The sequence below is a fragment of the Dyadobacter sp. SRI_021 genome (assembly GCF_057586235.1).
Window position 1 is genome coordinate 1,049,730 of record NZ_JBYCZM010000001.1, and the last position, 25,457, is coordinate 1,075,186.

Here is a 25,457-nt window from a genome sequence, read left to right on the forward strand (position 1 = left end):
TGCATATAGCAAATGGCCGGCAGACGTAATTTGCCGGCCATTGCTTTTAGTTGGAGATAAACGGCGCTTTCCGCAGCCAGGTATCATCTGTTAACTGATCGATCATAAAACCGGCAATATCCGCGGCGTCGATCCTGGATCCGGGCGAATCGGTTGCGCTTACCCTCACTTCTGCGCGGTTTCCATTGAATTCAATGTACGGCACCCGCACCATGATCCATTCGACGCTACTTTCCGCCAACACCGAATAGGATTTCTGGCGATCATTATGAATGGCCGGAAACGTAGTACGCATCCACTCGGTCGCTTTCGCCGTTTCTTTACTCTTCCGGTCTGTTGGCGTATCGACATTCAGTCCAGCCAGCACAACATACCGCACCGGTCGCGTGCCTATGGCATTCAGTACATTAATACTCGCCTGGCTCGCGACTAGCGGCTCGTCCTGTCGCTGTCCCGCTGTGTTCAAAACAGCGTCGCAGCCTTCCAGCAGTGCGTCCACAGCCACCGGATTGAGTACGTCGCCGTGCACGATTTCAATCAAAGGACTTTGAATTGTAAATCGCTCAGGATGCCTGAGTAACAATTTCAGCGAATAACCCTTTTCAAGGAGTTGATTGACAAGATATTGACCTGTACGGCCTCCGCCGCCAATCACCGCTATTTTTTGTATTCTTTCCATTTCTCTCTGATAAAATTTGGATGTAGCAAACTACCCCGAACGAACAGCCCGGGAGGATCACAGAAGAGCGGGGCTCAATTCTGTGTTGAAGCGGTATTTTATCAGGAGATTTTAATGTGGCAAAGGTAAGTCACAGGCCGAAACAAGCTGAAAAATACAACTAGAACTTTTCAAAATACGACTTTTTAGGAATAGATTCCCAAAAAGTCGTATTTTTTTAGGAATACATTCCCAAAAAGTTGTTATTTTAAGAAAACACAATGCCGCTATGGTCACACGAAATCTTCAAACCATACTTGAAAAAAAGTTATATGACGGCAAAGCCATTATCCTGACAGGTGCCAGGCAGGTGGGCAAAACAACATTACTGCAAAGCCTTTTCGGCAACACCGACGACACACTTTGGCTAAACGGTGACGAAGCGGATGTACGGGCGTTGTTTGACAATGCTACCTCTACCCGACTTAAAAACCTGTTTGCCGGAAAGAAAAACATCGTCATCGACGAAGCTCAGCGTATTGCTGACATTGGTGTAAAATTAAAACAGATCACCGATAATATTCCCGGAGTTCAATTGGTGGCTACCGGAAGTTCTTCTTTTGAACTTGCCAATAAAATCAACGAACCGCTTACCGGTCGGAAATGGGAGTACCAAATGTTCCCGCTTTCGTTCGGTGAAATGGTAAATCACCACGGCCTGATTGATGAACGGAGGCTGCTGCCTCAACGGCTACTTTACGGGTACTATCCTGATATCGTCAATAACCCTGGCGAGGAAAAGGAGATTTTGAAACAACTCTCGGATAGCTATTTGTACAAAGACATATTGACTTGGGAGAACATTCAGAAACCCGAAAAGCTGTTGCGTCTGTTGCAAGCACTCGCATTCCAGGTAGGATCTCAGGTTTCTTACAATGAACTGGGAACAATGTGCGGTCTCGATAATAAGACAGTTGAAAAATACATTAGCCTGCTCGAACAGGTTTTCATCATTTTTCGTCTCAGCTCATTCAGTCGAAATTTGCGTAACGAGCTCAAAAGCAGTCGAAAAATCTACTTTTATGACAACGGTATCAGAAATGCTCTGATCGCCAATTTCAGCCAGCCAGAGCTGAGAACCGACATTGGAGCGTTATGGGAAAACTTCATTATTTCGGAACGAATAAAGTTTGTCAACTACAATGGAATTTGGGCAAATCAATATTACTGGCGCACCAAGGAACAAAATGAAATCGATTATCTGGAAGATATCGATGGTAAGCTGCATGCCTACGAATTCAAGTGGAGCTCCAAAGCGAAGGCTTTTTTATCCAAAACATTCAGTAATGCCTATCCCGGCAGCGAGTTTAAAATTATCCATCCCGGCAACTTCGACGAATTTATTCTCTAATTCCTCCCCCAATTAATATTCATCGTAGTCCCTATCCGAAAAGCAGTATGTTTATACTTAAACCCTTCAAAACTATTTACCACTTCCAAGCGAAGGGGAAAGCGGATGCCAATATCCAGCCCATACCCTAGCTCCCCATAATTATCGGAATCCGGCGTGGCGAGATAGTGCAGCAAGAAGTTCTCCTTCACGCCCAGAATGCGGAACCAGGGAATTTGGGTTAGCAGAAACTGACGCAGTTCGGTGAGTAGATGGGCTTCAAAAAAATTATGAGAGGTGCTGTATTTGTAATAATCCAGCATCCGGAATGTACCAACAGGATCGCCAAACTGGAAGAAAAAGCGGTTGCCTGCAAAATGCTGGTAATCGGGAAACTGCAGACTGTCCCGGTTGAGAAAACTCCCCGCGGCAAGCTTATAACGCAGGCGGCTTCGGACACCGATGTCGAAGCCATGCTCAATGCCGACGCGGACAAAATCGAAATCGACATCACTGCCCAATACATTGCGGATACCCTTCCGGTAACCAACCGACAGTTTCGGCGAATCGTCGTCATAATACGAGGTCTTGCCACCGCGGGTGCGGTACTTTTGCCAGGGCTTGTAGGAAGCCGCAATGCCGACGGTCAATGCCTGGTGGGGACGCATGGGCGTAGGCAGAGTTTTCGCATCCATCTCCGTCTCGACGTTGTAGGGAGCGTTGGAAGTATATTCGCGCCGTTTCCAGTCGATCCACCGGTACGGCGACGTCTTTTCGAGGTTCGGTAAAGCCGAGCGGTCCGCGTACTCAACGCTCGCTTTTATTTCGAAATGCTCATTTTCCCGGCCGTTTTTGAAATCGATCCGCAAGAAATCCTTTTGATACTCTTTAATAAAATTTTGCTCCAGAAACAGCGTCGTGAATGTGTTCAGCAGCGGATGCATCGGGCTCTCTCCATTAAACTGCGCAATACCCCGGCCGCCTGAAACGCTGATAGTGTTACGGGCCCAGCTATAATCGCCCACTCCGGTCACGAGCAGCTTATTGCGCCCAAACGAATACCGAGTCAACCCTCCCAGTGACCATTCCTGATCACTCTTGACAACTTCTGACTTCCCACCACCATTACCACCAGTCTTGTTGCGCCCGCCCGAATGCCGCAGCTTCAGTCCTGCCCCATTCAGCACCAGTCCCTCTACCGTATTCACCTGCACACCCGGCAATGGCCCGATGTAATCCAGTCGGTAAGGACTCTCCTTTCCGAAGCGGAAATTATGCCCGGCAAGCAGATCCCCGACACCAAATTTACCCTCTTTCTTCGGTTTAAGCGTATCACCCTTGCTCGCTTTTAAGCTATCTTTCTGTTTTTCGGAACCTTCATTCACAATCACCAGACTATCCAGCCGTGTATAGCTCTTCACCTCCGATACGGTAAGCGGTACGGTCCGGAGGGAATCCCAAAAAGCCATACTCCGTTTATTAGCCATGGAATCCACCTGCGTAGAATCCTCGCGACTCATTTTCAAGTCTACATCCTGGCCTTTCTTCTTCTTTTCTTTGAGCTCCTGCTTTTCATATTCCTTCATCATTTTTCGCAGGTTTTTAGCCGAAAACTCCTTCTGCCTGCTCACTATCTGCTCCATATTCTGCGCTTTGATCTCCCGCCCGGTCAATCGCACCTTTCTTGCTTCCTCAGCATATTTCTTGTCGTCGATCACGACAATATCAGGCTTGAAGGTAGGGTTAATTTTGACATTCGTGAACGACTGCGAAATGACGAAATCACCTTTCCCCTTGAAACCATAAATACCTCCCTCCACATGAAACTGTTGGTTAACCGGCATCCAGACACCCTGCACGGGGCTGTATACCTGCTTTATATTGAGCCGAAAACCTGTATTCACCGTCTGCAAATCCAGACTGTAAATGCTCCATTCACCTTCGATGATCTGGATTGTGCCACGGTACACCCCCTCCCCCCAATTGCGGGGTGTCACTTTGATTTTATTCACTTCAATGCCATTCTCGCGGAATGCGCCCAGGTATTCGAATTTATAATAGGCAAATGCACGCGGCGAGAGCGGCGAAACAGCTTTCACCACTTCCGGCTGATAGAAGCTCGCCAGCAAGTACATATTCGGATCGGCGATGTTCTTATCCATGCTGCTGCGCGTGGCGATTACCCGCTGTTTGTACACGTTAGGCTGCCGGAACGTGACCTCTGAGACCGTCTCATTCAGCATCGGAACGCCCTTTTTGAAATTGGCCTCCTTCTCCATTTCCTTCAACTCCTTTTTATAGAGGAACTCCATGGGCAAATCCGTGACTACAAACGACGATTTGGAATACACTTTGGCCGTGTAGGCATCCACTTGGAGGAAATGGTAACGGCTTTTAGCAATAGCGCTCCGCATAATCGTGTACGCCGGGTCCTCATCCCGGGCACCAATGCGCACTTCGCCCAGGCTGAGTGCCTGCTCCTCCATCGTCAGGTCGAAGGTTAGCATTTTATCCTCGACGGTAAAGCCCTTTTGCCCGGTTTTGTAACCCAGGTATTGAAAGATTACCTCATAATATCCGGGCTTCAAATCGAGCTGATAACGGCCTTCCTCATTCGAAATCGTGCTGATGCTCGTGCCTTTGACAATGATGGCAGCAAAGGGAAGCGGCTCCCCTTTTTTGGTTTTGATAATACCCTTCACCCCGCTGGCGGGCGCCTGTGCGAAGGCAGTAAGGGATGTTGTGATGACCAGATAAAACGTGAGCAGGTACTGTTTGAGCATACGGTTTTCAGCAAGTCGGATGAATGTCTTTGTATCGGCTAGATGCTTTTAAAGATAATCCGGTTGCTTTGAAAAGAAAATCCGCTCATCACATAGTTACAAATCCGAAAACTCCCAGGCGCTTTGGTAGGCGTTCAGCCCTTCGGCATAGGCGACGAAATCTTCGTAAAAAGGCAATACCGAAAGCGTTGCGCTATCGCCGATCACGACGAGTTTCTTGCGCGCTCGGGTCATGGCCACGTTCATCCGGCGAATGTCCGCGAGGAAGCCGATCTGCCCTTCGGTATTGCTGCGGGTCATGCTGATGTACACCACATCCCGCTCCTGGCCCTGGAAGCTATCGATGGTATTGACGGCTATTTTATCCAAATAAGGTTTCAGATCGGGTGCGTGTGCGAGCTGGTCTTTGAGAATATTGATCTGCTCTTTGTAAGGCGAAATAATGGCTATACTGGGAAAATCCTCTGTTTTAGCATTACGCTGCACAAATTCCATCGCCAGTTGCGACAAATGCCTGAAAAGAAACGCAGCCTCTTCCGGGTTCGTCGAGCTCGTACCTTCCATCTTTTCATCAAAACCACACCCGGCGGTATCGATAAACGCCAGCGGTGCCTCGCCGTCGAACAGCCCACGGCTCGCCACCGATTCGTGGGCTTTCAGTTGATTATTATAAAACACTTTGGAAGAATAACCCATGATCGCCTCGTTCATCCGGTACTGCTCTTCCAGCAGCACCACGGATTCGGGGTGCAAGGCGACGCATTTTTCAAGCAAAGTAGTGGCCAAACCTCCCTTCGCGGCGTCTTCCGATTTAATGGTCGGAGGCAGCTGCAAATGGTCGCCAGCGAATACCACTTTCTCGGCTTTCAGGATCGGGATCCAGCAGGCAGGTTCCAAAGCCTGCCCGGCCTCGTCGATCACGACGGTTCGGTACTTCATATTCCGGACAGTGAAATGGTTCGATCCCACCAACGTCGCTGTCACCACCTGCGTTTTGGTCAGGAGGTCGTCGATGATGTATTGCTCCATGTTCGCGACGTCCTTCATAATGCGATGCGCCTCGTCGAACAATGCCTTCCGCTGGTCACGCTCGGCTTTCCCGAAATGGCGCTTGTACTTATGCGCCATGTTTTTGTATTCGTTGGCCTGCTTTTTCAATGCCTTAATATCCTTCACACTCGCATGTGAGGACATTTTGTTATCCAAAGTCAGCGCCGATAACCGCTCCGAAACACGCACCGGATTTCCCACCCGAAGCACATTCAAGCCTTCCTCGCTCAACTTCTCACTCAGCAAATCCACCGCGGTATTGCTCGGCGCGACCACCAAAACAGGCCTGTTATCCTTTTTGACCAATGCCTTGACCGCCTGTACCAAAGTAGTGGTTTTCCCCGTGCCCGGGGGCCCGTGCACGATCGCGAGCTCCTGCGCGGAAAGGATATTCTGAACGGCGCGCTGCTGCGATGGGTTCAATTTCGGGAGGTGAACAGGGTAAATGTCCTTATCAAAGGCCGGAGCTTTCTCCCCCGTCAATACTTTAATCAAATGCCCCTCTTTTTCCGACGAACCAATGGAATCTGCCGCCTTCAATGCGGCCTGCATTTCGTCATAACTATTATCATCGAAAAGCAGGTCGATCCCCAGCTTACCTTCGCGTGACCATTCGGGCAATTCGTCGGTTCGCAATGTGATTTTCAACCTGTTACCTCCCTGGTGCGAGATCACCCCCTCGACCCGGTCTTTTTTGGGCTCATGATTACTGAACAAAACGGCCGGCATTCCGAAACGCAGTTGGTGCGGCAAATCCTGGTGCGTAGTACGTTCCACTTCTACGGTGAGGTAATCACCGCGGCTCATTTCCTGGCCGCGAATGGCAATCGGGTACCATGCCAACCCGGCGGCACGGCGTTCGGAGACGGAAGAACGTTCGATCAATCGCTGGTACGATTGCTTGTCTTCTTCCCTTTCTATTTTGAGTAATTCGAGTAGTCGCTTGAAGTAATCCATTTACAAATTAAATAAACCGGCCGCTTAATGCATCACACCGGCATCTGCCCCCTGCTGCACGTCCACTTTGTTGGTGATAAACCGCCTGCCCACTACCAGCACGATCAGCGCCAGCGTAGCCGACCCGGCCATAGCACCTACCATCGGAATGATCGAAGGCTCTTCGAACAGACTGATCCCAATGGAAATCAATGTACCTGCTCCCATTTGAAATGCGCCCATCAATGCCGACGCACTACCCGCATTACGTGTGAAGGGCGCGAGCGAAAGCGCGGCCGCATTCGGGTACGTGTAACCCACACAGCAAAGGAAAAGGAACAAAAATACGAGTGTGGAAGTAAGCGTCAATGCCCCGTTTAAAGCTGCGGCAAGAAAGGCAAATCCAATCACAGCCTGGCATATCAACGCCACATTGATAACCTGCTCGGAGGAAAATCTTCTCAACATGAGCGTATTAACCTGCCCCGAACCGATAAAACCAACAGACAGGAACGCGAAAATCCAGCCATACACCTTGCCATCCACGTGAAATACCTCCATGAACACGATCGGCGAACCTGAAACATAGGCAAACAAACCTGCGAATGCTACGGCACCGGTAATAGAATAGGTGTAAAACTGCGGCTCCCGGAGCACTTCCAGGAAGTTCATAATAATCGGCCTCGGTTTGAGCGAAAGCGTTTTGTCGGGCTTGTAGCTATCGGGCAGCCATAATGCAGTGGCGGCGAAAATGGCTACGCCCATAACGGTCAATATCACAAACACGGCATGCCAGCCGAATGCGTCGGTAACATAACCCCCGACGGTCGGTGCGATCATCGGGGAAAAACCTACAACCAGCAGCAAGAGCGAGAACACCTTGGCATTTTCACTCACAGGGAAAAGGTCGCGTACCATGGCTACTGAAGCCACAGTCGCTGCACAACTGCCAATAGCCTGGATGATGCGTAAAACAATCAGTTGTTCTACACTCGTAGCGACCGCGCACCCGGCAGATGCCAGAATGTAAACGGCCAAACCGATAAACAGCGGCTTCTTCCGCCCGAACCGGTCAAGTAACGGCCCGTATAGCAGCTGCCCCAGCGATATTCCGACAAAATATCCCGACAATGTCTGCGAAACTTTGGCAGCGGTGGTATTTAGATCACGCGCAATAGCCGGAAACCCCGGCAGGTACATATCGATTGAAAAAGGGCCAAGCGCAGTCAGGCTCCCCAGAATGAGGATCAGAAAAAAATAAGTCTTTTTGGACATGAAATTTTGTGGTGTGGAGAAATTCGGTGTCTGGGTAACACGTAACGGCGCGGGAGGGTTCGGCCACAGCCCACAAAAAAGGCCCCGGTATGTGCCGGGACCCTGCTTTTATTTTCATGGCAACAGACCGGAGATCATGCTGCGACCCAATTGAGTTTCTTCTGCACCTCTTTTTCGCTTTCGCTTACCGCATAGGGCACCTTGTTTTTCAGGTAAATGATGCAGCCTTGCCCTTTTTTATTGGGAGTAATTTTAAGAACGTCTTCTCTATGGATGATAATATTAATGAGCTTTTGCCCAAGCAATTTGAAAGTACCTTTCTGTACCATGTCCTTCTAAATGAAAAAAGTTAATGCTTATGCAATTCCACTAATCGAATCTCCCGATTTCAGATAGAGCAGGAAATAGTCCTTTGAAATAGGGAAATAGCCAAGGTCGGTTCGGTTACTTAATTGTAGAAAATCAGCCACTTCTCTCTGCGCTTCCGATTCAGATCTGGCACCTGTAACGGTAAGCACTGCGCCGGGTTTCAAGCTTTTCGCTGGGTTGTTACCTAGTGTCGCTACCATAGTTATATCCGATTTAAGAGTTAGTCTTGTTGTGAAATTGTTTCGGGAAGCAGCTATTAAAAAGACATGCCAGATTCCCGGGCACAACTAACGTATAAGGATAACTTGGAGAGGCCTGCGTGGTAACTTTCAAGGAATATAGAAATACAAACGATTGATTACAAGCATTTTGTAAATTTCTACAAAAAATTTATACAAGCTATCGAAATAGTCCCATCAAGAATGTGCCGGCTGTCCGTTTTTGAGGAAATGTTATCAATTTGATCGTACCCGTTATCGGCATTTCGTACCAGGCTTCGGAGAAGTTGCCTGATTATAGAATCGTTTCAGTTAGCACGCACCAGGCTTCGAAGAAGCCAACTGTTTATAGAATCATTGTAGGTCATGGCTCCCTCGGAGCCTCCTGCATACAACCACGGTATTGCGGACACTAAAGGAGGCTCCGATGGAGCCGGACAAATGCATTAAATCCAGATTTGCTATAAACAGGAGGCTTCTCCGAAGCGCGATTTCCGAATTGCCGGTACTTGCCACGCTGCCAAGGCACGGATTTTGCTCTTACCGCATTTTCAATCAGTAAGCATTATGAGAGCAATATGGTCCGGGGCCATCGGGTTCGGCTTGGTGAATATCCCCGTCAAACTTTTCAGCGCTGTCCAGGCGAGCGAACTCGACCTCGATATGCTCGACAAAAAAGACCACGCGAACATCCATTTCCAGCGCGTCAATGCCAATACAGGCCGTGAGGTGAAATGGGAAAACATCGTCCGTGGCTATAAGGTTGAGGACAACTATGTAGTGCTCGACGAATCTGATTTTGAAAAGGCGAGCCCTGAAAAATCCAAGATCATCGAAATCGCCGAGTTTGTTGAGGAAAAGGAGATCGACAGCATTTACTATGAAACACCCTATTATCTCCAACCCGAAAAATCGGGCGCGAAACCGTACGCATTGCTGCGCGATGCTTTAAAGAAAACGGGTAAATGCGGGTTGGGCACGTACGTCCTGCGGAACCGAGAGAGCCTCGTGCTCATCAAACCCCAGGACGATTTGCTGATCCTCAACAAAATCCGGTTCGCCGAAGAAATCCGCGACCCCGATGAGCTGAATATCCCCGACGTAAAGATCAAACCTGCCGAAATGAATATGGCTGTGCAACTCATTGAGCAGCTCACGACTGAATTCGACATTACACGCTACAAGGACACTTACAATGAAAAGCTGCTGAAACTGATTATGGCCAAAGCCAAAGGCAAAAAACCGGCTGCTACCAGAATGAAGGTCGTGCATTCGAAAAGCCGTGACCTGATGGCTCAGTTGAAGGAAAGCCTGGCCGCACCTAAAAGAAAAGCATCATGAAAAAGAAAGCGGAGATCACCCACCCCGAGAAAATTTACTGGCCCGACGAGCATATTACGAAAGGCGAACTCATCGACTACTACCGGAATATCGCGCCGTATATTCTACCTTATATGAAAAACCGACCGTTATCGCTGCGCCGGCAGCCCAATGGCATCAGGGATAACGGCTTTTTTCAGAAAGACGCCGGCGATTCGGTGCCGGATTGGATCAAAACGGTTGAAATACTGGCCGAGTCGACCGGAAAAATGGTGAATTACCACGTTGTGAACGACGTGGAAAGCCTACTGTACGTCGCCAATCTGGGCTGCATAGAAATGAACCCGTGGAACTCGACGGTCAACAAACTCGATAACCCGGATTGGGTGGTAATGGACATCGACCCATCGGACAAGAATACGTTCGACGACGTTATCGACGTGGCATTAACTATCAGGCAGATCCTCGACGAAATGGGTATCGAAGGCTTTTGCAAAACCTCCGGTGCCAGCGGAATGCACGTTTATATCCCATTCGGCAAGAAATACGATTACGACCAGGCGCGTGACTTTGCCGAAATGCTCGCGCACATGGTAATTGAGCGCCTGCCCCAAATTACCACGCTCGAAAGGTCGCTTTCGAAACGTAAAAAGAACCAGATTTACGTCGATTACCTGCAAAACCGCATCGGGCAGACGCTCGCCTGTGCGTACAGCGCCCGCCCGAAACCCGGAGCGACGGTCTCCGCACCACTGGAATGGCGTGAGGTTCAGCACGGTCTGAGCCCAAAGGACTTTACGATTAAGAACATCTTCGACCGGCTGGAACAAAAGGGTGACCTGTTCAAGGGAGTGCTGGGCAAGGGCGTCAACCTCAATAAGGTATTGCAAAAATTGTCGGTACCCGCGCAGGATTAGGAGATGATTTGAAGGTGTGCTTATTTTAACCCTTCAAATCAAAACCAATACCATGCGCCTAATCCCTACTCAAAAGAACCTCGGCACGGCGTTGCTGATTGTACTCCTCATTGCCCCATTGTTATTTCTGAATGGCTGCTCGTCCGGAAAAAAGGACGGAGACGACGCCGACTCTACCAGACGGCCGGTCGTGATCGGCTATGTAGGCGGCTTCCACGGCTTGCTGAATACCAGTAATATCGAGGCCAAAATGCTGACGCATATCAATTATGCATTCATTGATATTAAAAATGGAAAGGCGTTTTTGAGCAATGAGAAAACCGACACGACCAATTTCCGGCAGCTTAACCTCCTCAAAGCCGACAATCCCGATCTGAAAATCCTGATCTCGATCGGCGGCTGGGCATGGAGCGAGAATTTCTCCGACGCTGTACTGACCGACTCCTCCCGCAAAGTATTTGCCAAAAGCAGTGTTGAAATCATCAAAAAATACAATCTCGACGGTGTGGATATCGACTGGGAATATCCTGGTCTGCCAGGTGAAGACGGCAACGTTTTCCGTCTCGAAGACAAGCAGAACTACACCGAAATGTTCCACGCGATCCGTAATGAGCTGGATCTGCTGGAAGAGGAAACAGGCAAGAAAAAGCTGCTTACCACTGCTGTGGCCGGTTGGGTGGAGTTCCTGAATGCTACCGAAATGGGTAAAGCCCAGCGTTACCTGGATTACGTAAACCTGATGACCTACGACCTCTTCCAGGGCGACACTGCTGTTCATCATGCGAGCTTGTACCCTTCCAAAATCTACAAAACGGCCAAATCGGTGGATAATGCTGTAAAAGGCTTCCATGCGGCGGGGGTTCCGATGGAAAAACTCGTGGTAGGTCTTCCATTCTACGGCAGGATGTTTACGGTTGCCAAGTTGGAAAAAGGACTGGGACAGAAACAGATCAAACAGCAATACATCGACGGCTATACCTACATCAAAGACAGCCTGGTTAACAAAAAAGGCTACAAAGAATACCGCGACACTGTGGCGAAAGCACCTTACCTGCTGAATGCGGAAACCGGCGATGTACTAAGCTACGATGACGAGGAGTCGGTAAGGGAAAAATGCAAATATGTGCTGGCCAACAAGTTGGGCGGGGTGATGTTCTGGGAGTATGATTCGGATCCCAAAAAGTACTTGCTTAACGAGATTGACAAGTCATTAAAGTAACATCTTGCACCTGGCTAGCTGAGCCGGCCAGTCAGGTGGCCATCTTGCCGCTTGGCTAGCTGAGCTGGCTAGTCAGGCGGCCATCTTGCCGCTTGGCCAGGGGTTGAAACCCCTGGTTGGAGGATATCGTGCGTGCCGCTGGCACTGCCTTTTTTGTGTTTGATGTTTTTTGTTCTAAAAGAGCGTCCAGCTGTTGATTTCGTGATATCCTTCGGTTAATGCGCCTATTCGGAACCGGTTCACATACTCATGTGCGTAGCGTGTGGGCTCGGGTAGGCGATGCTTTCTCATGCATTGGAGCGCGAGGGCGAGGCTGTCTTCGAGACTCATTTGATGGCCTGGCGAAATGAACACCGGCTTTACGTTATCTTTCGTCCTTACCGCGTAGCCGATCACATCTCCCTTATCGGTTACGGGCGTGTATTCGCCCTTGAAATTGCCCGGCTCGGCGTATTTCCCAGCGAGTTTTTTCTTGGCGCAGCCCATGGTGACTGCGCCAGTAATGACACCGAAATGCGAAGCGATACCCATTCTGCGGGCGTGGAGAATGCCGTTTCCGTCAAACATGATAACATCAGGTTTCACTGGAAGTTGCTCATAGGCTTTCAGAATCGACGGAATTTCCCGGAATGCGAGATAACCGGGTACATAGGGAAATATCGTGCTGCTTTTCACCAGCGAATAGGCAATGGGCCGAAGTTCAGGGTAGTTGAGCACCACTAATCCGGCGTAGACGGTTTCACTATAAAGTGCAAGGGAAATGTCAGCGCCTGCGATCGTTTTGATGTCTTTTCGAAATGGTTCCAGGTTTAATTGCCCGCGAAGCTGCTGCTGAACAAGCGTCGCTTCGGAAATAGTAAGCTGATCGTAATTTAGCTCCGGCGTGATCACCATACGGTTCAGTGAGTCTGGCATGATGCTTCGTGGTTGTATCCAAAATCTATTTTCCATGGCGTTCAAAAACCACGCCACCTTCATTTGGAAACAGAACAGCCCATTATCGTGCCGACTTTTTGCTCACGCTGGTCAGCGTCAGATAACCCAGTACACCTGAGAGGATCGAACCGGTGAGGATCGAGAATTTCGCCTCCGCCAAAACCAGAGCCTCGCCAGGGAACGACAGCAAGGCGATAAACACCGACATCGTAAAGCCGATGCCGCCCAGCATTCCTACACCGATAATATGCGCCCACCCTGCCCGGCTCGGCATGCTGCTGATACCCAATTTCACCGTCAGCCAGGAAAGCAAACTGATACCCAACGGCTTACCCACTACCAATCCGAGAATAATCCCCAGCCCAAGTTTAGTAGTAAGCCCTTCAAGCATGCCCGATTCGAAGGTAATGTTGGTATTGGCCAATGCAAAAACCGGCATGATTACAAAATTCACCGGCTTCATCAGGGCATGCTCCAGTTTTTCGAGTGGCGACTCCTGGGCGTCGGGTGTGGTCGGAATTGCGAAGGCTGTGAGCACGCCAGCGATTGTGGCATGTACACCCGAGTGATGCACAAAATACCAGATAAACACGCCCGGAATAAGGTAGGCCGCCAGGCTCTTGACGCCTGCACGATTCATCACCAGCAATCCGCCGAAAATAGCCCCCGCGTAAAGCAGGTAGTTATAATGCAGCTCGGAGGAATAGAAAATGGCGATCACCAGAATGGCCATAAGGTCGTCGACAATAGCGAGAGCTGCGAGGAAAATTTTGAGCGAAGGCGGCACCTTGTTCCCCAGCATGGTGATAATCGCAATGGCAAAAGCAATGTCCGTCGCCATGGGAATACCCCAGCCGGCAGCGGTGGGCTCGCCCTGATTGGTTAAAAAGTAGATCGCCGCCGGAGCCAACACCCCTCCTAATGCCGCAAAAATGGGTAACGCCGCCTTTTTAAACGACGATAACTCACCCTCGACGAGCTCCCGCTTGATCTCCAATCCCACAAGCAGAAAGAAAATGGCCATCAGCCCGTCGTTGATCCACAAAAGCGCGGGATAGCGCAAATGGATGCTTTCGGTATGAAAACCCAACTCCGTGTTGAGCAGGTTTCCGAGCGCGTCCGCAAGGGATGAATTGGCGATTATGAGCGAGATGATCACGCAAATGATCAGTATCGCGCCGCCCAGCGACTCCGACTGTACAAATTCCTTGAAAGGTTTGAGGTTGATGATTTTAGCCATACCGGCAATATAGCAAATTGCGGCAAAACGTAATTAAACAAAATATTGTATTTTTCAAATAAAAACCATCTTATTAACATGTTGGATAATATTTGAATATTTCAAAATACAAGTAGACCACAAACGCCATTAAATCACTCATCAACAATAAAAACCATTCACATAACCGTTTGATCATTCATTGAATAAATATAGAGTCATTCATAAAATACCATTTATATTTGCATCATCAAATAAGACAAAGACAAGAATAAAAAATAAATAGAGCTATGAAAACTTTGATCACGACCTTCGTTAGCGTTGTCGCATTGACCAGTTCAGTTGCATTTGCAGACGACAATAAATCAGCTAATACAATCAAGAATGCGTTGCCAGCGTCAACCCCGGTTATAGAGACACCGGCACCACCGAAAGCGACTAAAGTGAACCCATATAATACGCAAACACCGGCTCAGAAAGCAGCCATCGTGGAGCTTAAAACGACAAAATAGGTTTTAGTAAAAATTGAAAGGTGAAATTGAGATGTTAAAAAGGAGGGCACTTGCACCTCCTTTTTTTTATGCCCTTTCAGCAATAATCAGGCCGCAGCAAACGGCGTACCGACTTTGGAAGCCGAACGCCCCGACCGGTATTTATCGAAGTAGATATTGCTGGCAGCGAGCAACAACAGCCCGAGACAGAATTGCAGGTATGAAAACTGCATCAACACCCGCGACCAGCTCAGGTCTTTCATGAAAAATTCCTTGTAAAGCAGCAGTCCTACGCTGCCCATATAGCCGATACTTTCGCAGATGTATACAAAATACCCTGCATTCGCTTTGATGCGATACAATGCGATCATCCGCTCGAAAACGACTGTCTGCAGCACAGTATAAGCCAGGAACAAGCCCAAACCCACCATCAGCATCCAGTCGAAACCACTAATCACCGACTTTTCGAACAGCAACGTCCCTACGCCGATCAGGGTAATCCCTGCAAAGAGAATGAGGTAGGTGAGCTTGAAGCCCGTGAGGTTGTCCCGCACAAATGCCAGTCCGCCAATGATTACCAGCACTACGATACCCGTGATCATTTCGGTGGTGGTGAGCACACTGCTACCCCAATGCGAATCGATCTCGTTCCAGATTTCGATGGTAAAATTGTCGCGGAAATCGCGCACTACTACCAGTGTGGCGTAGAAAATGACGAGACAAATAATCGGGAAGCCAAATTGCCGCATCACGAGCCGCTTGTCCGCGCTCGTCATAGGGACGCGCTCTGTACGCAAGGCAATGTCTTCGGCTGTCGGCTTGGGGATCACCGAAAGCATCCATACGAACATCAGAAACAGCGGCAGGAAAAGCAGTCCCATAAAAAACGGCATCCAGAACTCCGAGATACCGGGAAATAAGCCGTGGACTTCAATATAGGTCGTTTTGAGAATCCCCGACGCCACCACTACACTTATATTCAACCCCATTGCCAGCATTTCGGTAAACCGACGCCCCTCCAGAAAGCTGAACACCACGCCATAAACCATCCCGAGCGGCAAGCCATTCATGAACATAAAAACGAAATTGTAGGGATACGGGACCAACCCGAAACAGAGCAATGCAAGCTCGGCAATGAGGATCAGCCCGATCACCAGCTTGACCCGCGCATTATGCTTTAATTCAGAAATCACTTTAATCCCCGCAAATTTGGAGAGCGTGTACCCCGCCACTTGCGAAATGATCAGAATTGCCTTGTAACTCACCTCGCCGAGTTCGAGCCCCTGGTAAAGTCCCGCATTAAACGGCTTGCGAAAAGCGTACATGCAGAAATAAGTCCCAAAGGAAGCGACAACCGCCCAACTGACAAAAAACGTATTCGATCGCGTAAGTGCTTCTTTCAGGCGCATATGGTTAAGTGTTGAGTTTTCTATACCAAAACCGAAGCCGTTTCGATGGCTTTTTCCAGAATCTGCAATGCTTCTCTCAGTTGCTCGCGGGTGATAATGAGCGGCGGCGAAAGCTGCACCACATTCCCTTGCGACACCTTGAAGCTCAAACCGTTTTTCAGGCATTCGTACATCACCGTTTCGGCTTCCTGCACAGCCTTTTCCTTCGTCCCGCGGTCTTTCACCAGTTCCACGCCCCATAGTAGACCGATACCGCGCACCTCGCCGATAAGCGGATATTTGTCTTTCAGTTTTTCCAGCTCCACACGCATAAATTCCTCATCGGCATTCACTTTGGCAAGCAGGTCGTTTTGCTCGATAAAATCCAGCATTGCCAATGCCGCCACGCTCCCCAGCGGGCTTTTCTCATGCGTGAAATGTCCCAACGAAACACTCTGCGCCACATTATAGCTATCACGCGCCACGATGGCGGCCATCGGCATCACACCACCTCCCAACCCTTTACCCAGGCACACAATATCCGGCTCAAAGCCGTAATGCTCGAAGGCAAACATCTTTCCCGTCCGCCCGAATGCGATCGGAATTTCGTCCAGAATCAGGAGCACTTTATGTTTGGTGCAAATCTCCCGTACACGCTGCCAATAGGCTTGCGAAGGGATCTGTACATCGGTATTACGGATAGTTTCAACCACAAAAGCACCGATATCACCTTCTTTTTCAATGACATATTCGAGATAGTCGGCATAAGGAACGTCGCCGTTTCCGGCCGCAGCAAACGGACCGCGGTAAGTCATTGGCGGCGGAATGCGCTCCACACCGGGCATCAGCGGCCCCATATCTTTCCGGAAATCGAGTTCGCCACCTGCAGAAATGGCATCCAGCGAAGCGCCATGAAACGAATCCCAGAGCGACACTACCTTATGCCTGCCCGTCACGATGCGGGCCAGTTTCAAAGCCATGCTGATCGCCGATGTGCCTCCCGGTGCAAAAAGTACTCGATTGAGATCTCCGGGCATGAGATTACCAAGCTTTTTGGCCAACTCAATGGCCGGAATATTGGTATACCTGCGCGGTGAAAACGGGAGGATATCCATTTGCGCTTTCAGCTTTTCGATCACATAAGGATGCCGGTAACCAAGCTGGTGCACATTATTACCGTGAAAATCCATGTAGCGCTTGCCCTGCACGTCGGTCAGGTAAATGCCTTCGCAGGAAACGAGCACATCCAGGCAGGGCGTCGAAAGCGACTGATGGAGAAAATACTCCGCATCTTCGTGCAGGTAGCCCGACGTTTCGGAGTCGCTGATGACCGCATACCAGTCCTGACGCGCGGATGATAAATTAATGTCGCCTTCCGTTCGGTTGTGTACAGCTGCCATGCGCAGGGTTCAGGGTTTTATGCTTTGAGCCAATTTACGGTTTTTCGCCGAGCCAGAGGTTTTTAGGTTCATCAAACCCATTTAAACCCGGCTTCACCGGACGACCGATCCACGCATAAGGCTGCTCTACTCCCAGCACAAATGCGATCGTCGAAGCAAGGTCGTAAGTATAAACTTGCTGTTGAATGGAATAGCCTTTCTTTACACCGGCCCCATAAAATACTCCTGCTATCTCCGCCTCCTGCGGTGTTGCGCCGCCATGACCTTTGCCTATTCCGCCGTGGTCGGCCCAGAGGATTACCAGCGTCTTTTCGGCAATGCCGGCATCCTTAATGCCCGCCAGAATTTTACCGATCAATGAATCCGCCTTCGTAACGGACTGATAATACGGCACTGAACCATGGCCGTCGTGATGGCCGGCGTGGTCTACGTGATCGAAATGCACGAAACCCAATACCGGCTTTTTGTTTTTGATATACTGAATAAAATCAGTTGCAGTAGAATCTTCGGTTGAGAAGTGCTTGTCGTAATTCACCGCATTCTTCTGGAATAATCTCCCGAAACCACTCCAATGGTATACTGCACCAATTTCAGCATTGGGCTTTGCTTTGTGTAAAATGCTGAAAATCGTCGGGAAGCGGCCGTCGGCCTCCTGCACGATGGGCGGGAGCGTATGTTTGTCCAACTCCCAGTCATTATTGATAATCCCGTGCTGCTCCGGGCCTGCGCCCATGATCATCGACGCCCAGTTCTGGCTGCTTGCAGAGGTAAGCACCGTCCGCACGTTCCATTTCACCGCACCGTTGGCCACCATCCGGTCGATATTCGGCGTTTCCGCCTTTTTGATACCATCGGGACTCAATCCATCGACACCAATCACAATGACGTGTTCAATACCCGTCGGCTTTTCGTCAGACCCGGCCTGTCCCGACGAAGCTTCTTCGAACCGGGGATGAAATGCAGTCAGCAGCAATGTGGCCGCCAGCGCACAGGAAATTTTTGCAAGCATATATCGGAATTTAGGATTGGTAAGTTCCACCAACAACTTCATCGCAAAGTCCAAACGAAAGGGTCATGCCGTTTCCACCGAGGCCATTGATGATCGTCACGCCGCTTTCCGGCTTTAAAACAATCTCCGTGGCACCATTCGTCATCTTAGGATAGATCCCGTGCCAGCTCTGGAACACTTTCGGCGATTTAAACTGCGCGAATGTACCCAGGTAGTCGAGGATCATAGTATTGATAAACTCCCGGTCGAAAGGATCGAAAGTGAGCGCATATTCATGCGAATCACCTACCGTGATCTCACCCAGACCGTTTTGCGACGCCATGACATGAATACCCCATTTGAGGTATTCGGCATATTCGCTTTCATACCGGGCCTTCAGGCCGGGCAGTGACGCCGCCGCTTTGAACCCATGATAGTGAATGAAAGACAATCCCCCGCATAGCGCAGGGCCAATGCGCCAGTCGTCAGGCTGCGCTTCAAGGCGCATCATCTGCAACTTGCATTTGATCAGCGGTGCCGCCGAAAACTGTTCGGGGTAAAGCGTTTCAAAATCCTGGCCGCTGCAAACGAAGATCTCGTCAGCAGACCAGCTTTTCGAACCCGAAAACACAGCAGGATAGGTCACCTTCGAAATCGCTGTATTCCAGGTAAATGTAACACCTAATGCGGCAGTAAGGTAACCGGGAATTGCCGCAATGGCTTCACGCGGGTCGACGATCATTTCATCCGCCGAATACAACGACCCCAGCAATCCGTCAGGATTCACAGCCGGCGATTTCGCGAGCGTTTGTTCTGCATTCAGGAAACTCACAGGACGATAAGGGCTAACCTCCACAAACTGCTGGATCACTTCCAACTCATCCTGTTGGTAGGCCATATGCAGGCTTCCCGCTTCTTGTGACCAGCATTTCGCGCCTTCCAGCACCTCTTTCCAGATGCTTTTAGCGTGCAAGGCCCTCTCATATAATGTACCTTCCGGCTGGCCGATCGGCCATACCATCCCAAAATTGCGGATGGATGCCCCCACGGCTTGCGAAGAACGCTCGATAACTGTTACCTGGTAACCCCTTGTGGCCAAAGCCCTTGCCGTCGCCAACCCTACTATCCCCGCGCCGATGACAATCGCAGATTTGCTCATGCTTTTAAATCTGATATGAATGTGAGTGAATGAATCTTAGACAGCCATTTCGTGACTGGCCGAGATGATGCCCGGCACTTCGGCGATATCGTCAATGATATGCGTAGGCTTGTAAGGCAGCAGTTCCTCGCGGGTAAATGCGCCGGTCGTAACTCCGATCACATACTTGCAGCCTGCATTAATCCCTTCGTTGATATCTACTTCGGTATCACCTACTTTGGCAACACACTCGGCCGATGTAACTCCCAATTCAGCCATGATTTTACGGATCATGTCAGGGTAAGGGCGCCCGTAAGGCACTTCATCGCTGGCTACGAGGCAATCGATTTTATCTTTCCAACCTAGCCGGCTCACGATCACATCCGCAATGTCGCGGGAGAAACCGGTATTCAGTGCAATTTTAACACCTCGCCCGCGGAGCGCGGCAAAAGTCTCTTCCACATGCGGCAGCGGTGCAATTTCGGTGGTCGTTTGATAGAACGCGATCATCCCGTTCACAAAATGGGTATGAATGGTATCCACCAGTTCCGCCGTAATCTTCGACTTGTCGGACTCGCGCACTTCGAGCATCATTTTAATTGCCAGCGGCTTCTCGTAACCCATCAGCGGGTTCACATGCTCGATCGCGATCTCATATCCCTGCGATCGCATCGCCTGCTGAAATGCAATCCCTACAAAATTTTTATCCTTGACAGTCGTACCTGCCATATCGAAAACTACCAGTTCTATCGACATCTTACTTGGTATAATTGGTGAACTAATACTAAACTTTGTCATAAGCCATGTCTGCCTTTTGGCGGGAAGGCTATTCAAGCCAAAATGTTTAGCAGAATTTAACTTTCATATTCCACCGACCCCAAAGCAACATTGGTTTACAGCTGAAAAATACCGCAAATCCCTTTAACGAACAAGCAAAAGTTAACTAATATTTAAAATTAGGCATAACAAAACCTCGAACACCGCAAAGCTAGTGAACTAACCCCGATTAAAAGTTAAGTAAATGTTAATTAATATTTAACAAGAAGAATATCCTGAAAAGGCTATTGAGCCTCGTTGAAGAAGTAAATAACGAGCAGTACCGCCTCGTCACAGTCACTGCATTTGAGGTTGTGCAGTTCGTTCGCATCAAAAAACATGGAATCGCCCTGATTCAGGATGTATTTATTTTTCCCAACGGTATATTCCACCGCGCCTGAAAGCACATACTTAAATTCGAATGCATTGGTACGCACCATCGGCCGCTTCGCGTCCTTTTCGAGGCGCAGCAGCACCACGTCGATATGATTATCCTTGAATTGCTTGCTAAAAATGCGCTGATAGAAGTACCCTTTTGCGTTTTCTTTAGTAAAAGGTTGGTACTCCTCCTTCCGTCGGACCAGCACATTTTCGCCCGGCGCAGTGGAAATGATATCCTTGAAAAACACGTTCAGGTCAATATCCAATGCCTTGATCAACCCCAGCATCACCGGTAGCGATGGAATCGTCCGGCTGTTTTCAATCTGGGACACAAGGCTTTTCGTCACGCCCGCTTCGTCGGCAATCTCCTGAAGGGTAACTCCCTTACTTTTCCTGATTTCCTTTAATTTGTTGCTGATCTGAAAAAGAATGTCCTCCTGCATAGTGCTGAGCGTGATAAGGGATTAAGTTCGTTGGATACAGGTACAAAGTAAATCCTAATTTTGATCTAAAAATAGAAAATCTCCCGGTTGCGGCCTCCGGGAGATTTCCATACTATACGTAAAAAGCCATCATCGCGTCACATGAGCAAGTCCGTAACCGGTTTATGGCTGAGACTTTCCTTTACCTCTTTCATCAACGCCTCCATCGACAACAGCGTCGCCCGATGCAAGTTCGGACCGAAGCTCACACGTGCTACACCGAGTGTTTGAAGCACATCCAAATCAGGCGCATCACTTTTGGCAATTACATTGATAGGTACCTTCAATGCATTCACCAACGTCTTGAGCGTCTCTTCCCCCGTCGCGAAGATCGGGTAAATGCCGTCAGCACCCGCTTCCAGGTACGCCCGCCCGCGCTCGATCGCCAGTGCCAGCTTTTGGTCTTCCGACAATTCGGGATTCACGAGAAAAATATCCGTACGGGCATTGATAAACAGCCTCGTATTTTCCCTTTCTGCTACCCGCCCGATCACTTTCAGCTTCTCCACCTGCTCACCCACCGGCAGCAGTTCATGCGTACGCACATCGGAATCCTCGATATTGATACCCGCGACACCAGCGGCGATGAGGCGACGAATATTCGACCTCAGCATTTCGTTGTCGGCTGCATAACCCGCTTCGATATCTACCGTAACCGGCACGTTTACCGTTTTTACGATTTGAGCTACAATGCCCAGCAGGAAATCAAACGGGATCCGCTCGCCATCCTCGTAGCCATGGGCACGCGCAATGGCGGCACTAGCCGTAGCCACTGCCGGATAGCCCAGTTTTTCGAGCAATACTGCGCCGGCAGCGTCCCAAATATTAGGCAGCACGAGCATTCTCCCACTATGATGCAGCTTTTTGAGCAAATCGGCTTTTTCCGACTGGCTGCTCATCTGGATAGGGCGACTGTTAAACATAACTCTCCTGAGGATTAACCGCCACCTGGTCGGTGATCATGATACGATTCCAGGCGCTGATCGCCACCACACCCATTACCACAGCTTTGGTATATTCTTCCCCGAGCAGGGCTACTGCCCGCCCATAGACCTCGTCGCTCACACCCTGGCTGATGAGCGTCACTTGTTCGGTGAGTGCCAGAATTGCCTTTTCTTCTTCCGTGTAAATATTCGCCTCTCGCCAGGCGCTTAACATATAGATACGCTGCTCGCTCACGCCCATTTCGCGGGCCTGACGTGCATGCATGTCCAGGCAAAACCCGCACCCATTAATCTGCGAGGCGCGGATTTTGATCAGTTTGTAATGCACTTTGTCGAGACTTGTGGAAGCCACGTACTTTTCAAGTTCCCGCACGGCCGCGAAGGCCTTTGGGGTTAGTTCACTGGTTGGTTTGCGGTGGGACATAGCTAATGTTGAATGAGTGAATGAGTGAATGATTGGATGACTGAATGAGGGAGTATAATATTCAGTCATTCAGCCATTCAGTCATTCAAAATTAAAATCCACCCGGACTACCTCTGTGATCCATTCTAACATATTTTGAATAGTCCAATATCCGTCAAAAGCCGGTCGCTTCGAAATTAAAAAGCGATTAATTCGAGCTCCCCGGAAACTTTCACCGTCGCATCTGTTATTTGAATTTTATAATATTACACTATGAGCCATACTGAATCAATCCAGGAATTCTACCGTCGCGTACCACAAGCCAATCCAACGGACTTGTCGCTGAACAATGCCGGCATCGGACATTTCAATGTATTTGAGAGGAATTCGTGCTATAAAAAGACGCCGTACAGCCGCCGCGACTTTTATAAAGTTTCGTTCATTATAGGCACGGGCCGCCTGCATTATGCCGACAAATGGATCGAGATAGACCGTCCCGCATTGCTTTTTTCTAACCCGATGGTGCCCTACTCGTGGGAAGCGATCTCGGAATCGCAGCTGGGCTGGTTTACCTTATTTACCGAAACGTTCGTCCATCCCACTGAGCGCAAAGACTTTTTACAGGATTCACCGCTATTCAAAATCGGAGCGAATCCGGTGTATTTTGTGAATGAACTGCAGCAAAAAGAGCTTTCCCTGATCTTCAAAAAGATGATGGCAGAAATCGAATCGGATTACCAGCATAAATACGGCATGCTGCGTAACTACCTGCACCTGATCATCCATGAAGCCATGAAAATGCAGCCGGCCGAGACATTTGAGCGACAAATCAATGCTTCGGCCAGGATCACTTCATTATTTATGGAGCTGCTCGAACGTCAATTCCCGATCGACACCCCCGAGAATGCATTGCGCCTGAAAACCGCCAATGATTATGCCCAAAGCCTCTCGATACATGCCAACCATTTGAACCGCTCGGTTAAGGAAATTACCGGAAAGACCACCACGGAGCACATTTCGGCACGCATTACCAAGGAAGCCCAGGCGCTGCTCAACCATACCAACTGGAACGTGTCGGAAATCGCTTACAGCCTGGGCTTCGAATACCCTGCCTATTTCAACATTTTCTTTAAAAAACAGACCGGCCTCACCCCTGGAAACGTACGCGCAAAGGCTGTGTGATTTTTATAAAGATCTGTTTGAAAACTATAAAGCGACACCCGCCGCTCAAGAGTAGCTTTGTACCATCAGGATTATCCTGAATACTGCATTATCCACCCGGCCATAAGCCAATAGCCAACAAACAAATGCAATACAGAAGCCTTGGAAAAACAGAAGAAAAATTATCAGCCATCGGATTAGGCTGCATGGGCATGAGCTTCGCTTATGGCCCCACCGACGACACCGAGAGCATTGCCACGCTGCACCGCGCCCTCGACCTCGGCATCAATTTTTGGGACACCGCCGACATGTACGCCGACGGTGAAAACGAGAAACTGATATCACAAGTGTTGGTACCGAACCGCGACAAGATTTTCATAGCCACCAAATTCGGGTTCCGCTACGGCGACAAGACTGGCACACCCCGCAACTCCGCCGGCGCCTACTTCGACGGTTCACCCGCCTGGATGAAGGTCGCCGTGGAAAACAGCCTGAAAAGGCTGAAAATTGACACCATCGACCTTTATTACGCCCACCGCGTTGATCCGAATGTGCCTGTGGAAGAAATGGTTGGTGCCATGGCCGAGCTGGTGAAGGAAGGCAAAGTCCGTTACCTGGGTCTGAGTGAAGCTTCCGCGGCATCCATTCGCAAAGCCCATGCCGTGCATCCGATCGCCGCATTGCAAAGCGAATATTCGGTCATTACCCGCGATGTGGAAGGAACGATCCTCGATACAATCCGCGAGTTGGGCATTTCGCTGGTCCCTTATTCACCATTGGCCAGAGGGCTCGTCACCAATACACTGAATACAGAAACACTTGCAGAAAGCGACTTCCGCCGCACCTTGCCACGGTACCAGGGAGATGTAGCCGATAATAATGCCAAACTTGTAAGCGGCTTTGCCGAAATCGCTGCGGACAAGCAATGCACGCCTGCGCAACTCGCGCTTGCATGGGTGCTCGCACAAGGCGACGACATTATCCCGATCCCAGGTACTAAAAAACGCAAATACCTGGAAGAGAACGCCGGCGCACTCGAGGTAAGCCTTTCAGCCGAAGACCTGAAAACCATCGACGCCCTCATTGCCCGCTACCCCGACACCGGAGCAAGGTACAGTGAAGGCGCCCTGAAAATGGTTAATCATTAAATAGTTTTCAATGAAGGATCGTAAAAGGTTCTCCAAAGCGCTACGGCTTCCTCGACCGTCTCGGGCGGGGAAGCCAGGTAGCTTTTAATCTTAGCCAGGTTCTCGGAGTGCGCTTCCTTCGCTGAATATTTAACCAAATTCACCAGCAGCTTATCGATCTCGGTAGTATCGTTCCGCCAGTTTTTGCTGTATTTCCCGAACCATTCTTCGTTCAGAAAAACCACTCCTGAATACCGGTAAACGTCCGAAAAGCCGAACGCATCAATCACAATCGGCTCAGTGGGCCATTCTGCATTCAATTCTTTGTCGCTGTATCGCTCGCGACCGTCGCCGAGGAGGGCGATAAACCTGTATGTTTTTACCATGGTGACAATTATTTCCGCTCAATATATTTCGCCGGATTTACTGCAACAAGTGATCGTGTAAA

General features: G+C 49.5%; 24 protein-coding genes. 7 read left to right on the forward strand and 17 right to left on the reverse strand.

The features are described 5' to 3' along the window. Positions 1-46: 46 nt before the first annotated feature. The gene (locus AC2YIT_RS04360) at positions 47-679 is read right to left on the reverse strand and encodes an NAD(P)-dependent oxidoreductase (protein ID WP_487278347.1); all 633 of its coding nucleotides are present in this window, start codon (positions 677-679) and stop codon (positions 47-49) included. Between the two features lie 268 nt (positions 680-947). Between AC2YIT_RS04360 and AC2YIT_RS04365 the strand changes: the two genes are divergently transcribed. Next, positions 948-2,069, forward strand: coding sequence for an ATP-binding protein (locus AC2YIT_RS04365; protein ID WP_487278348.1), 1,122 nt, complete (start codon positions 948-950; stop codon positions 2,067-2,069). Here AC2YIT_RS04365 and AC2YIT_RS04370 read toward each other — a convergent pair. The 5 genes from AC2YIT_RS04370 to AC2YIT_RS04390 form a co-directional block, all read right to left on the reverse strand. Then, positions 2,066-4,831 (reverse strand): DUF5686 and carboxypeptidase regulatory-like domain-containing protein, encoded by a 2,766-nt coding sequence (locus AC2YIT_RS04370; RefSeq protein ID WP_487278349.1) that lies wholly within the window; start codon positions 4,829-4,831, stop codon positions 2,066-2,068. The two genes, AC2YIT_RS04365 and AC2YIT_RS04370, sit on opposite strands and share 4 nt — an antisense overlap. A 96-nt stretch (positions 4,832-4,927) precedes the next feature. Beyond that, on the reverse strand, positions 4,928-6,838 hold the full coding sequence (locus tag AC2YIT_RS04375; RefSeq protein WP_430842056.1) for an AAA domain-containing protein: 1,911 nt from the start codon (positions 6,836-6,838) through the stop codon (positions 4,928-4,930). A 24-nt stretch (positions 6,839-6,862) separates the two neighbouring features. Then, the gene (locus tag AC2YIT_RS04380) at positions 6,863-8,092 is read right to left on the reverse strand and encodes a multidrug effflux MFS transporter (RefSeq protein ID WP_487278350.1); all 1,230 of its coding nucleotides are present in this window, start codon (positions 8,090-8,092) and stop codon (positions 6,863-6,865) included. Positions 8,093-8,226: 134 nt separating this feature from the next. Next, positions 8,227-8,421, reverse strand: coding sequence for a hypothetical protein (locus AC2YIT_RS04385; protein WP_430842052.1), 195 nt, complete (start codon positions 8,419-8,421; stop codon positions 8,227-8,229). A 27-nt stretch (positions 8,422-8,448) separates the two neighbouring features. Next, positions 8,449-8,661, reverse strand: coding sequence for a hypothetical protein (locus AC2YIT_RS04390; protein WP_430842050.1), 213 nt, complete (start codon positions 8,659-8,661; stop codon positions 8,449-8,451). A 585-nt stretch (positions 8,662-9,246) separates the two neighbouring features. Here AC2YIT_RS04390 and ku point away from each other — a divergent pair. Genes ku through AC2YIT_RS04405 form a run of 3 tightly spaced genes read left to right on the forward strand, consistent with a single transcriptional unit; the run spans position 9,247 to position 12,135 of the window. Beyond that, positions 9,247-10,020: a non-homologous end joining protein Ku gene (gene ku / locus AC2YIT_RS04395; RefSeq protein WP_430842048.1), complete on the forward strand. Its 774-nt coding sequence runs from the start codon at positions 9,247-9,249 to the stop codon at positions 10,018-10,020. Then, positions 10,017-10,916, forward strand: coding sequence for a non-homologous end-joining DNA ligase (ligD, locus tag AC2YIT_RS04400; RefSeq protein ID WP_487278351.1), 900 nt, complete (start codon positions 10,017-10,019; stop codon positions 10,914-10,916). Before ku ends, ligD begins: the two co-directional genes overlap by 4 nt. Positions 10,917-10,968: 52 nt before the next feature. Continuing rightward, a complete protein-coding gene (locus AC2YIT_RS04405) occupies positions 10,969-12,135 on the forward strand; it encodes a glycoside hydrolase family 18 protein (protein WP_487278352.1) in 1,167 nt (388 codons plus the stop codon). A gap of 174 nt (positions 12,136-12,309) precedes the next feature. Here AC2YIT_RS04405 and nfi read toward each other — a convergent pair whose 3' ends face one another. Both nfi and nhaA read right to left on the reverse strand, forming a co-directional pair. Further along, complete coding sequence (gene nfi, locus AC2YIT_RS04410) at positions 12,310-13,050, reverse strand: deoxyribonuclease V (protein ID WP_430842042.1); 741 nt, start codon at positions 13,048-13,050, stop codon at positions 12,310-12,312. Between the two features lie 82 nt (positions 13,051-13,132). Further along, positions 13,133-14,311: a Na+/H+ antiporter NhaA gene (gene nhaA, locus AC2YIT_RS04415; protein ID WP_430842040.1), complete on the reverse strand. Its 1,179-nt coding sequence runs from the start codon at positions 14,309-14,311 to the stop codon at positions 13,133-13,135. Positions 14,312-14,580: 269 nt separating this feature from the next. Here nhaA and AC2YIT_RS04420 point away from each other — a divergent pair, with 269 nt between their 5' ends. After that, a complete protein-coding gene (locus tag AC2YIT_RS04420; protein ID WP_430842038.1) occupies positions 14,581-14,802 on the forward strand; it encodes a hypothetical protein in 222 nt (73 codons plus the stop codon). 86 nt (positions 14,803-14,888) lie between these two features. Here the strand turns inward: AC2YIT_RS04420 and AC2YIT_RS04425 are convergent, their stop codons facing one another. The 8 genes from AC2YIT_RS04425 to AC2YIT_RS04460 all read right to left on the reverse strand — a co-directional run bounded on the left by AC2YIT_RS04425 (position 14,889) and on the right by AC2YIT_RS04460 (position 22,742). After that, positions 14,889-16,190, reverse strand: coding sequence for a DUF5690 family protein (locus AC2YIT_RS04425; protein WP_487278353.1), 1,302 nt, complete (start codon positions 16,188-16,190; stop codon positions 14,889-14,891). A gap of 20 nt (positions 16,191-16,210) precedes the next feature. Further along, complete coding sequence (locus tag AC2YIT_RS04430; protein WP_487278354.1) at positions 16,211-17,569, reverse strand: aspartate aminotransferase family protein; 1,359 nt, start codon at positions 17,567-17,569, stop codon at positions 16,211-16,213. A 34-nt stretch (positions 17,570-17,603) separates the two neighbouring features. Further along, positions 17,604-18,578, reverse strand: a complete 975-nt coding sequence (locus AC2YIT_RS04435) for an alkaline phosphatase family protein (RefSeq protein WP_487278355.1) — start codon at positions 18,576-18,578, stop codon at positions 17,604-17,606. A gap of 10 nt (positions 18,579-18,588) precedes the next feature. Next, positions 18,589-19,737, reverse strand: coding sequence for a TIGR03364 family FAD-dependent oxidoreductase (locus tag AC2YIT_RS04440; RefSeq protein ID WP_487278489.1), 1,149 nt, complete (start codon positions 19,735-19,737; stop codon positions 18,589-18,591). Positions 19,738-19,752: 15 nt separating this feature from the next. Then, entirely contained in the window at positions 19,753-20,451 is a 699-nt protein-coding gene (locus AC2YIT_RS04445; protein WP_430842030.1) for an HAD-IA family hydrolase, read from the reverse strand. 305 nt (positions 20,452-20,756) lie between these two features. Beyond that, positions 20,757-21,335 (reverse strand): helix-turn-helix domain-containing protein, encoded by a 579-nt coding sequence (locus AC2YIT_RS04450; RefSeq protein ID WP_430842028.1) that lies wholly within the window; start codon positions 21,333-21,335, stop codon positions 20,757-20,759. A 137-nt stretch (positions 21,336-21,472) separates the two neighbouring features. After that, a complete protein-coding gene (locus AC2YIT_RS04455) occupies positions 21,473-22,297 on the reverse strand; it encodes an isocitrate lyase/PEP mutase family protein (RefSeq protein WP_487278356.1) in 825 nt (274 codons plus the stop codon). Continuing rightward, the gene (locus AC2YIT_RS04460; RefSeq protein ID WP_430842024.1) at positions 22,290-22,742 is read right to left on the reverse strand and encodes a carboxymuconolactone decarboxylase family protein; all 453 of its coding nucleotides are present in this window, start codon (positions 22,740-22,742) and stop codon (positions 22,290-22,292) included. Before AC2YIT_RS04460 ends, AC2YIT_RS04455 begins: the two co-directional genes overlap by 8 nt. Positions 22,743-22,994: 252 nt before the next feature. Here AC2YIT_RS04460 and AC2YIT_RS04465 point away from each other — a divergent pair, with 252 nt between their 5' ends. Both AC2YIT_RS04465 and AC2YIT_RS04470 read left to right on the forward strand, forming a co-directional pair. Beyond that, positions 22,995-23,903, forward strand: a complete 909-nt coding sequence (locus tag AC2YIT_RS04465; protein ID WP_430842022.1) for a helix-turn-helix domain-containing protein — start codon at positions 22,995-22,997, stop codon at positions 23,901-23,903. A gap of 125 nt (positions 23,904-24,028) precedes the next feature. After that, positions 24,029-25,030 (forward strand): aldo/keto reductase, encoded by a 1,002-nt coding sequence (locus tag AC2YIT_RS04470; RefSeq protein WP_430842020.1) that lies wholly within the window; start codon positions 24,029-24,031, stop codon positions 25,028-25,030. On the opposite strand, the gene AC2YIT_RS04475 is transcribed toward AC2YIT_RS04470, so the two are convergent. Beyond that, entirely contained in the window at positions 25,027-25,395 is a 369-nt protein-coding gene (locus AC2YIT_RS04475; protein ID WP_487278357.1) for a hypothetical protein, read from the reverse strand. The genes AC2YIT_RS04470 and AC2YIT_RS04475 overlap by 4 nt on opposite strands. Positions 25,396-25,457 lie beyond the last annotated feature (62 nt).

What these genes read in the sequence shown, in the direction of transcription:
- AC2YIT_RS04420 (WP_430842038.1), top strand. Translation starts at nt 14,581, where the DNA reads ATGAAAACTTTGATCACGACCTTCGTTAGCGTTGTCGCATTGACCAGT.
- ku (WP_430842048.1), top strand. Translation starts at nt 9,247, where the DNA reads ATGAGAGCAATATGGTCCGGGGCCATCGGGTTCGGCTTGGTGAATATC.
- AC2YIT_RS04380 (WP_487278350.1), bottom strand. Translation starts at nt 8,092, where the DNA reads ATGTCCAAAAAGACTTATTTTTTTCTGATCCTCATTCTGGGGAGCCTG.
- AC2YIT_RS04465 (WP_430842022.1), top strand. Translation starts at nt 22,995, where the DNA reads ATGAGCCATACTGAATCAATCCAGGAATTCTACCGTCGCGTACCACAA.
- AC2YIT_RS04470 (WP_430842020.1), top strand. Translation starts at nt 24,029, where the DNA reads ATGCAATACAGAAGCCTTGGAAAAACAGAAGAAAAATTATCAGCCATC.
- AC2YIT_RS04435 (WP_487278355.1), bottom strand. Translation starts at nt 18,578, where the DNA reads ATGCTTGCAAAAATTTCCTGTGCGCTGGCGGCCACATTGCTGCTGACT.
- AC2YIT_RS04430 (WP_487278354.1), bottom strand. Translation starts at nt 17,569, where the DNA reads ATGGCAGCTGTACACAACCGAACGGAAGGCGACATTAATTTATCATCC.
- AC2YIT_RS04370 (WP_487278349.1), bottom strand. Translation starts at nt 4,831, where the DNA reads ATGCTCAAACAGTACCTGCTCACGTTTTATCTGGTCATCACAACATCC.
- AC2YIT_RS04360 (WP_487278347.1), bottom strand. Translation starts at nt 679, where the DNA reads ATGGAAAGAATACAAAAAATAGCGGTGATTGGCGGCGGAGGCCGTACA.
- AC2YIT_RS04405 (WP_487278352.1), top strand. Translation starts at nt 10,969, where the DNA reads ATGCGCCTAATCCCTACTCAAAAGAACCTCGGCACGGCGTTGCTGATT.
- AC2YIT_RS04475 (WP_487278357.1), bottom strand. Translation starts at nt 25,395, where the DNA reads ATGGTAAAAACATACAGGTTTATCGCCCTCCTCGGCGACGGTCGCGAG.
- AC2YIT_RS04445 (WP_430842030.1), bottom strand. Translation starts at nt 20,451, where the DNA reads ATGTCGATAGAACTGGTAGTTTTCGATATGGCAGGTACGACTGTCAAG.
- AC2YIT_RS04455 (WP_487278356.1), bottom strand. Translation starts at nt 22,297, where the DNA reads ATGTTTAACAGTCGCCCTATCCAGATGAGCAGCCAGTCGGAAAAAGCC.
- AC2YIT_RS04460 (WP_430842024.1), bottom strand. Translation starts at nt 22,742, where the DNA reads ATGTCCCACCGCAAACCAACCAGTGAACTAACCCCAAAGGCCTTCGCG.
- AC2YIT_RS04375 (WP_430842056.1), bottom strand. Translation starts at nt 6,838, where the DNA reads ATGGATTACTTCAAGCGACTACTCGAATTACTCAAAATAGAAAGGGAA.
- nfi (WP_430842042.1), bottom strand. Translation starts at nt 13,050, where the DNA reads ATGCCAGACTCACTGAACCGTATGGTGATCACGCCGGAGCTAAATTAC.
- AC2YIT_RS04450 (WP_430842028.1), bottom strand. Translation starts at nt 21,335, where the DNA reads ATGCAGGAGGACATTCTTTTTCAGATCAGCAACAAATTAAAGGAAATC.
- ligD (WP_487278351.1), top strand. Translation starts at nt 10,017, where the DNA reads ATGAAAAAGAAAGCGGAGATCACCCACCCCGAGAAAATTTACTGGCCC.
- AC2YIT_RS04385 (WP_430842052.1), bottom strand. Translation starts at nt 8,421, where the DNA reads ATGGTACAGAAAGGTACTTTCAAATTGCTTGGGCAAAAGCTCATTAAT.
- nhaA (WP_430842040.1), bottom strand. Translation starts at nt 14,311, where the DNA reads ATGGCTAAAATCATCAACCTCAAACCTTTCAAGGAATTTGTACAGTCG.
- AC2YIT_RS04425 (WP_487278353.1), bottom strand. Translation starts at nt 16,190, where the DNA reads ATGCGCCTGAAAGAAGCACTTACGCGATCGAATACGTTTTTTGTCAGT.
- AC2YIT_RS04390 (WP_430842050.1), bottom strand. Translation starts at nt 8,661, where the DNA reads ATGGTAGCGACACTAGGTAACAACCCAGCGAAAAGCTTGAAACCCGGC.
- AC2YIT_RS04365 (WP_487278348.1), top strand. Translation starts at nt 948, where the DNA reads ATGGTCACACGAAATCTTCAAACCATACTTGAAAAAAAGTTATATGAC.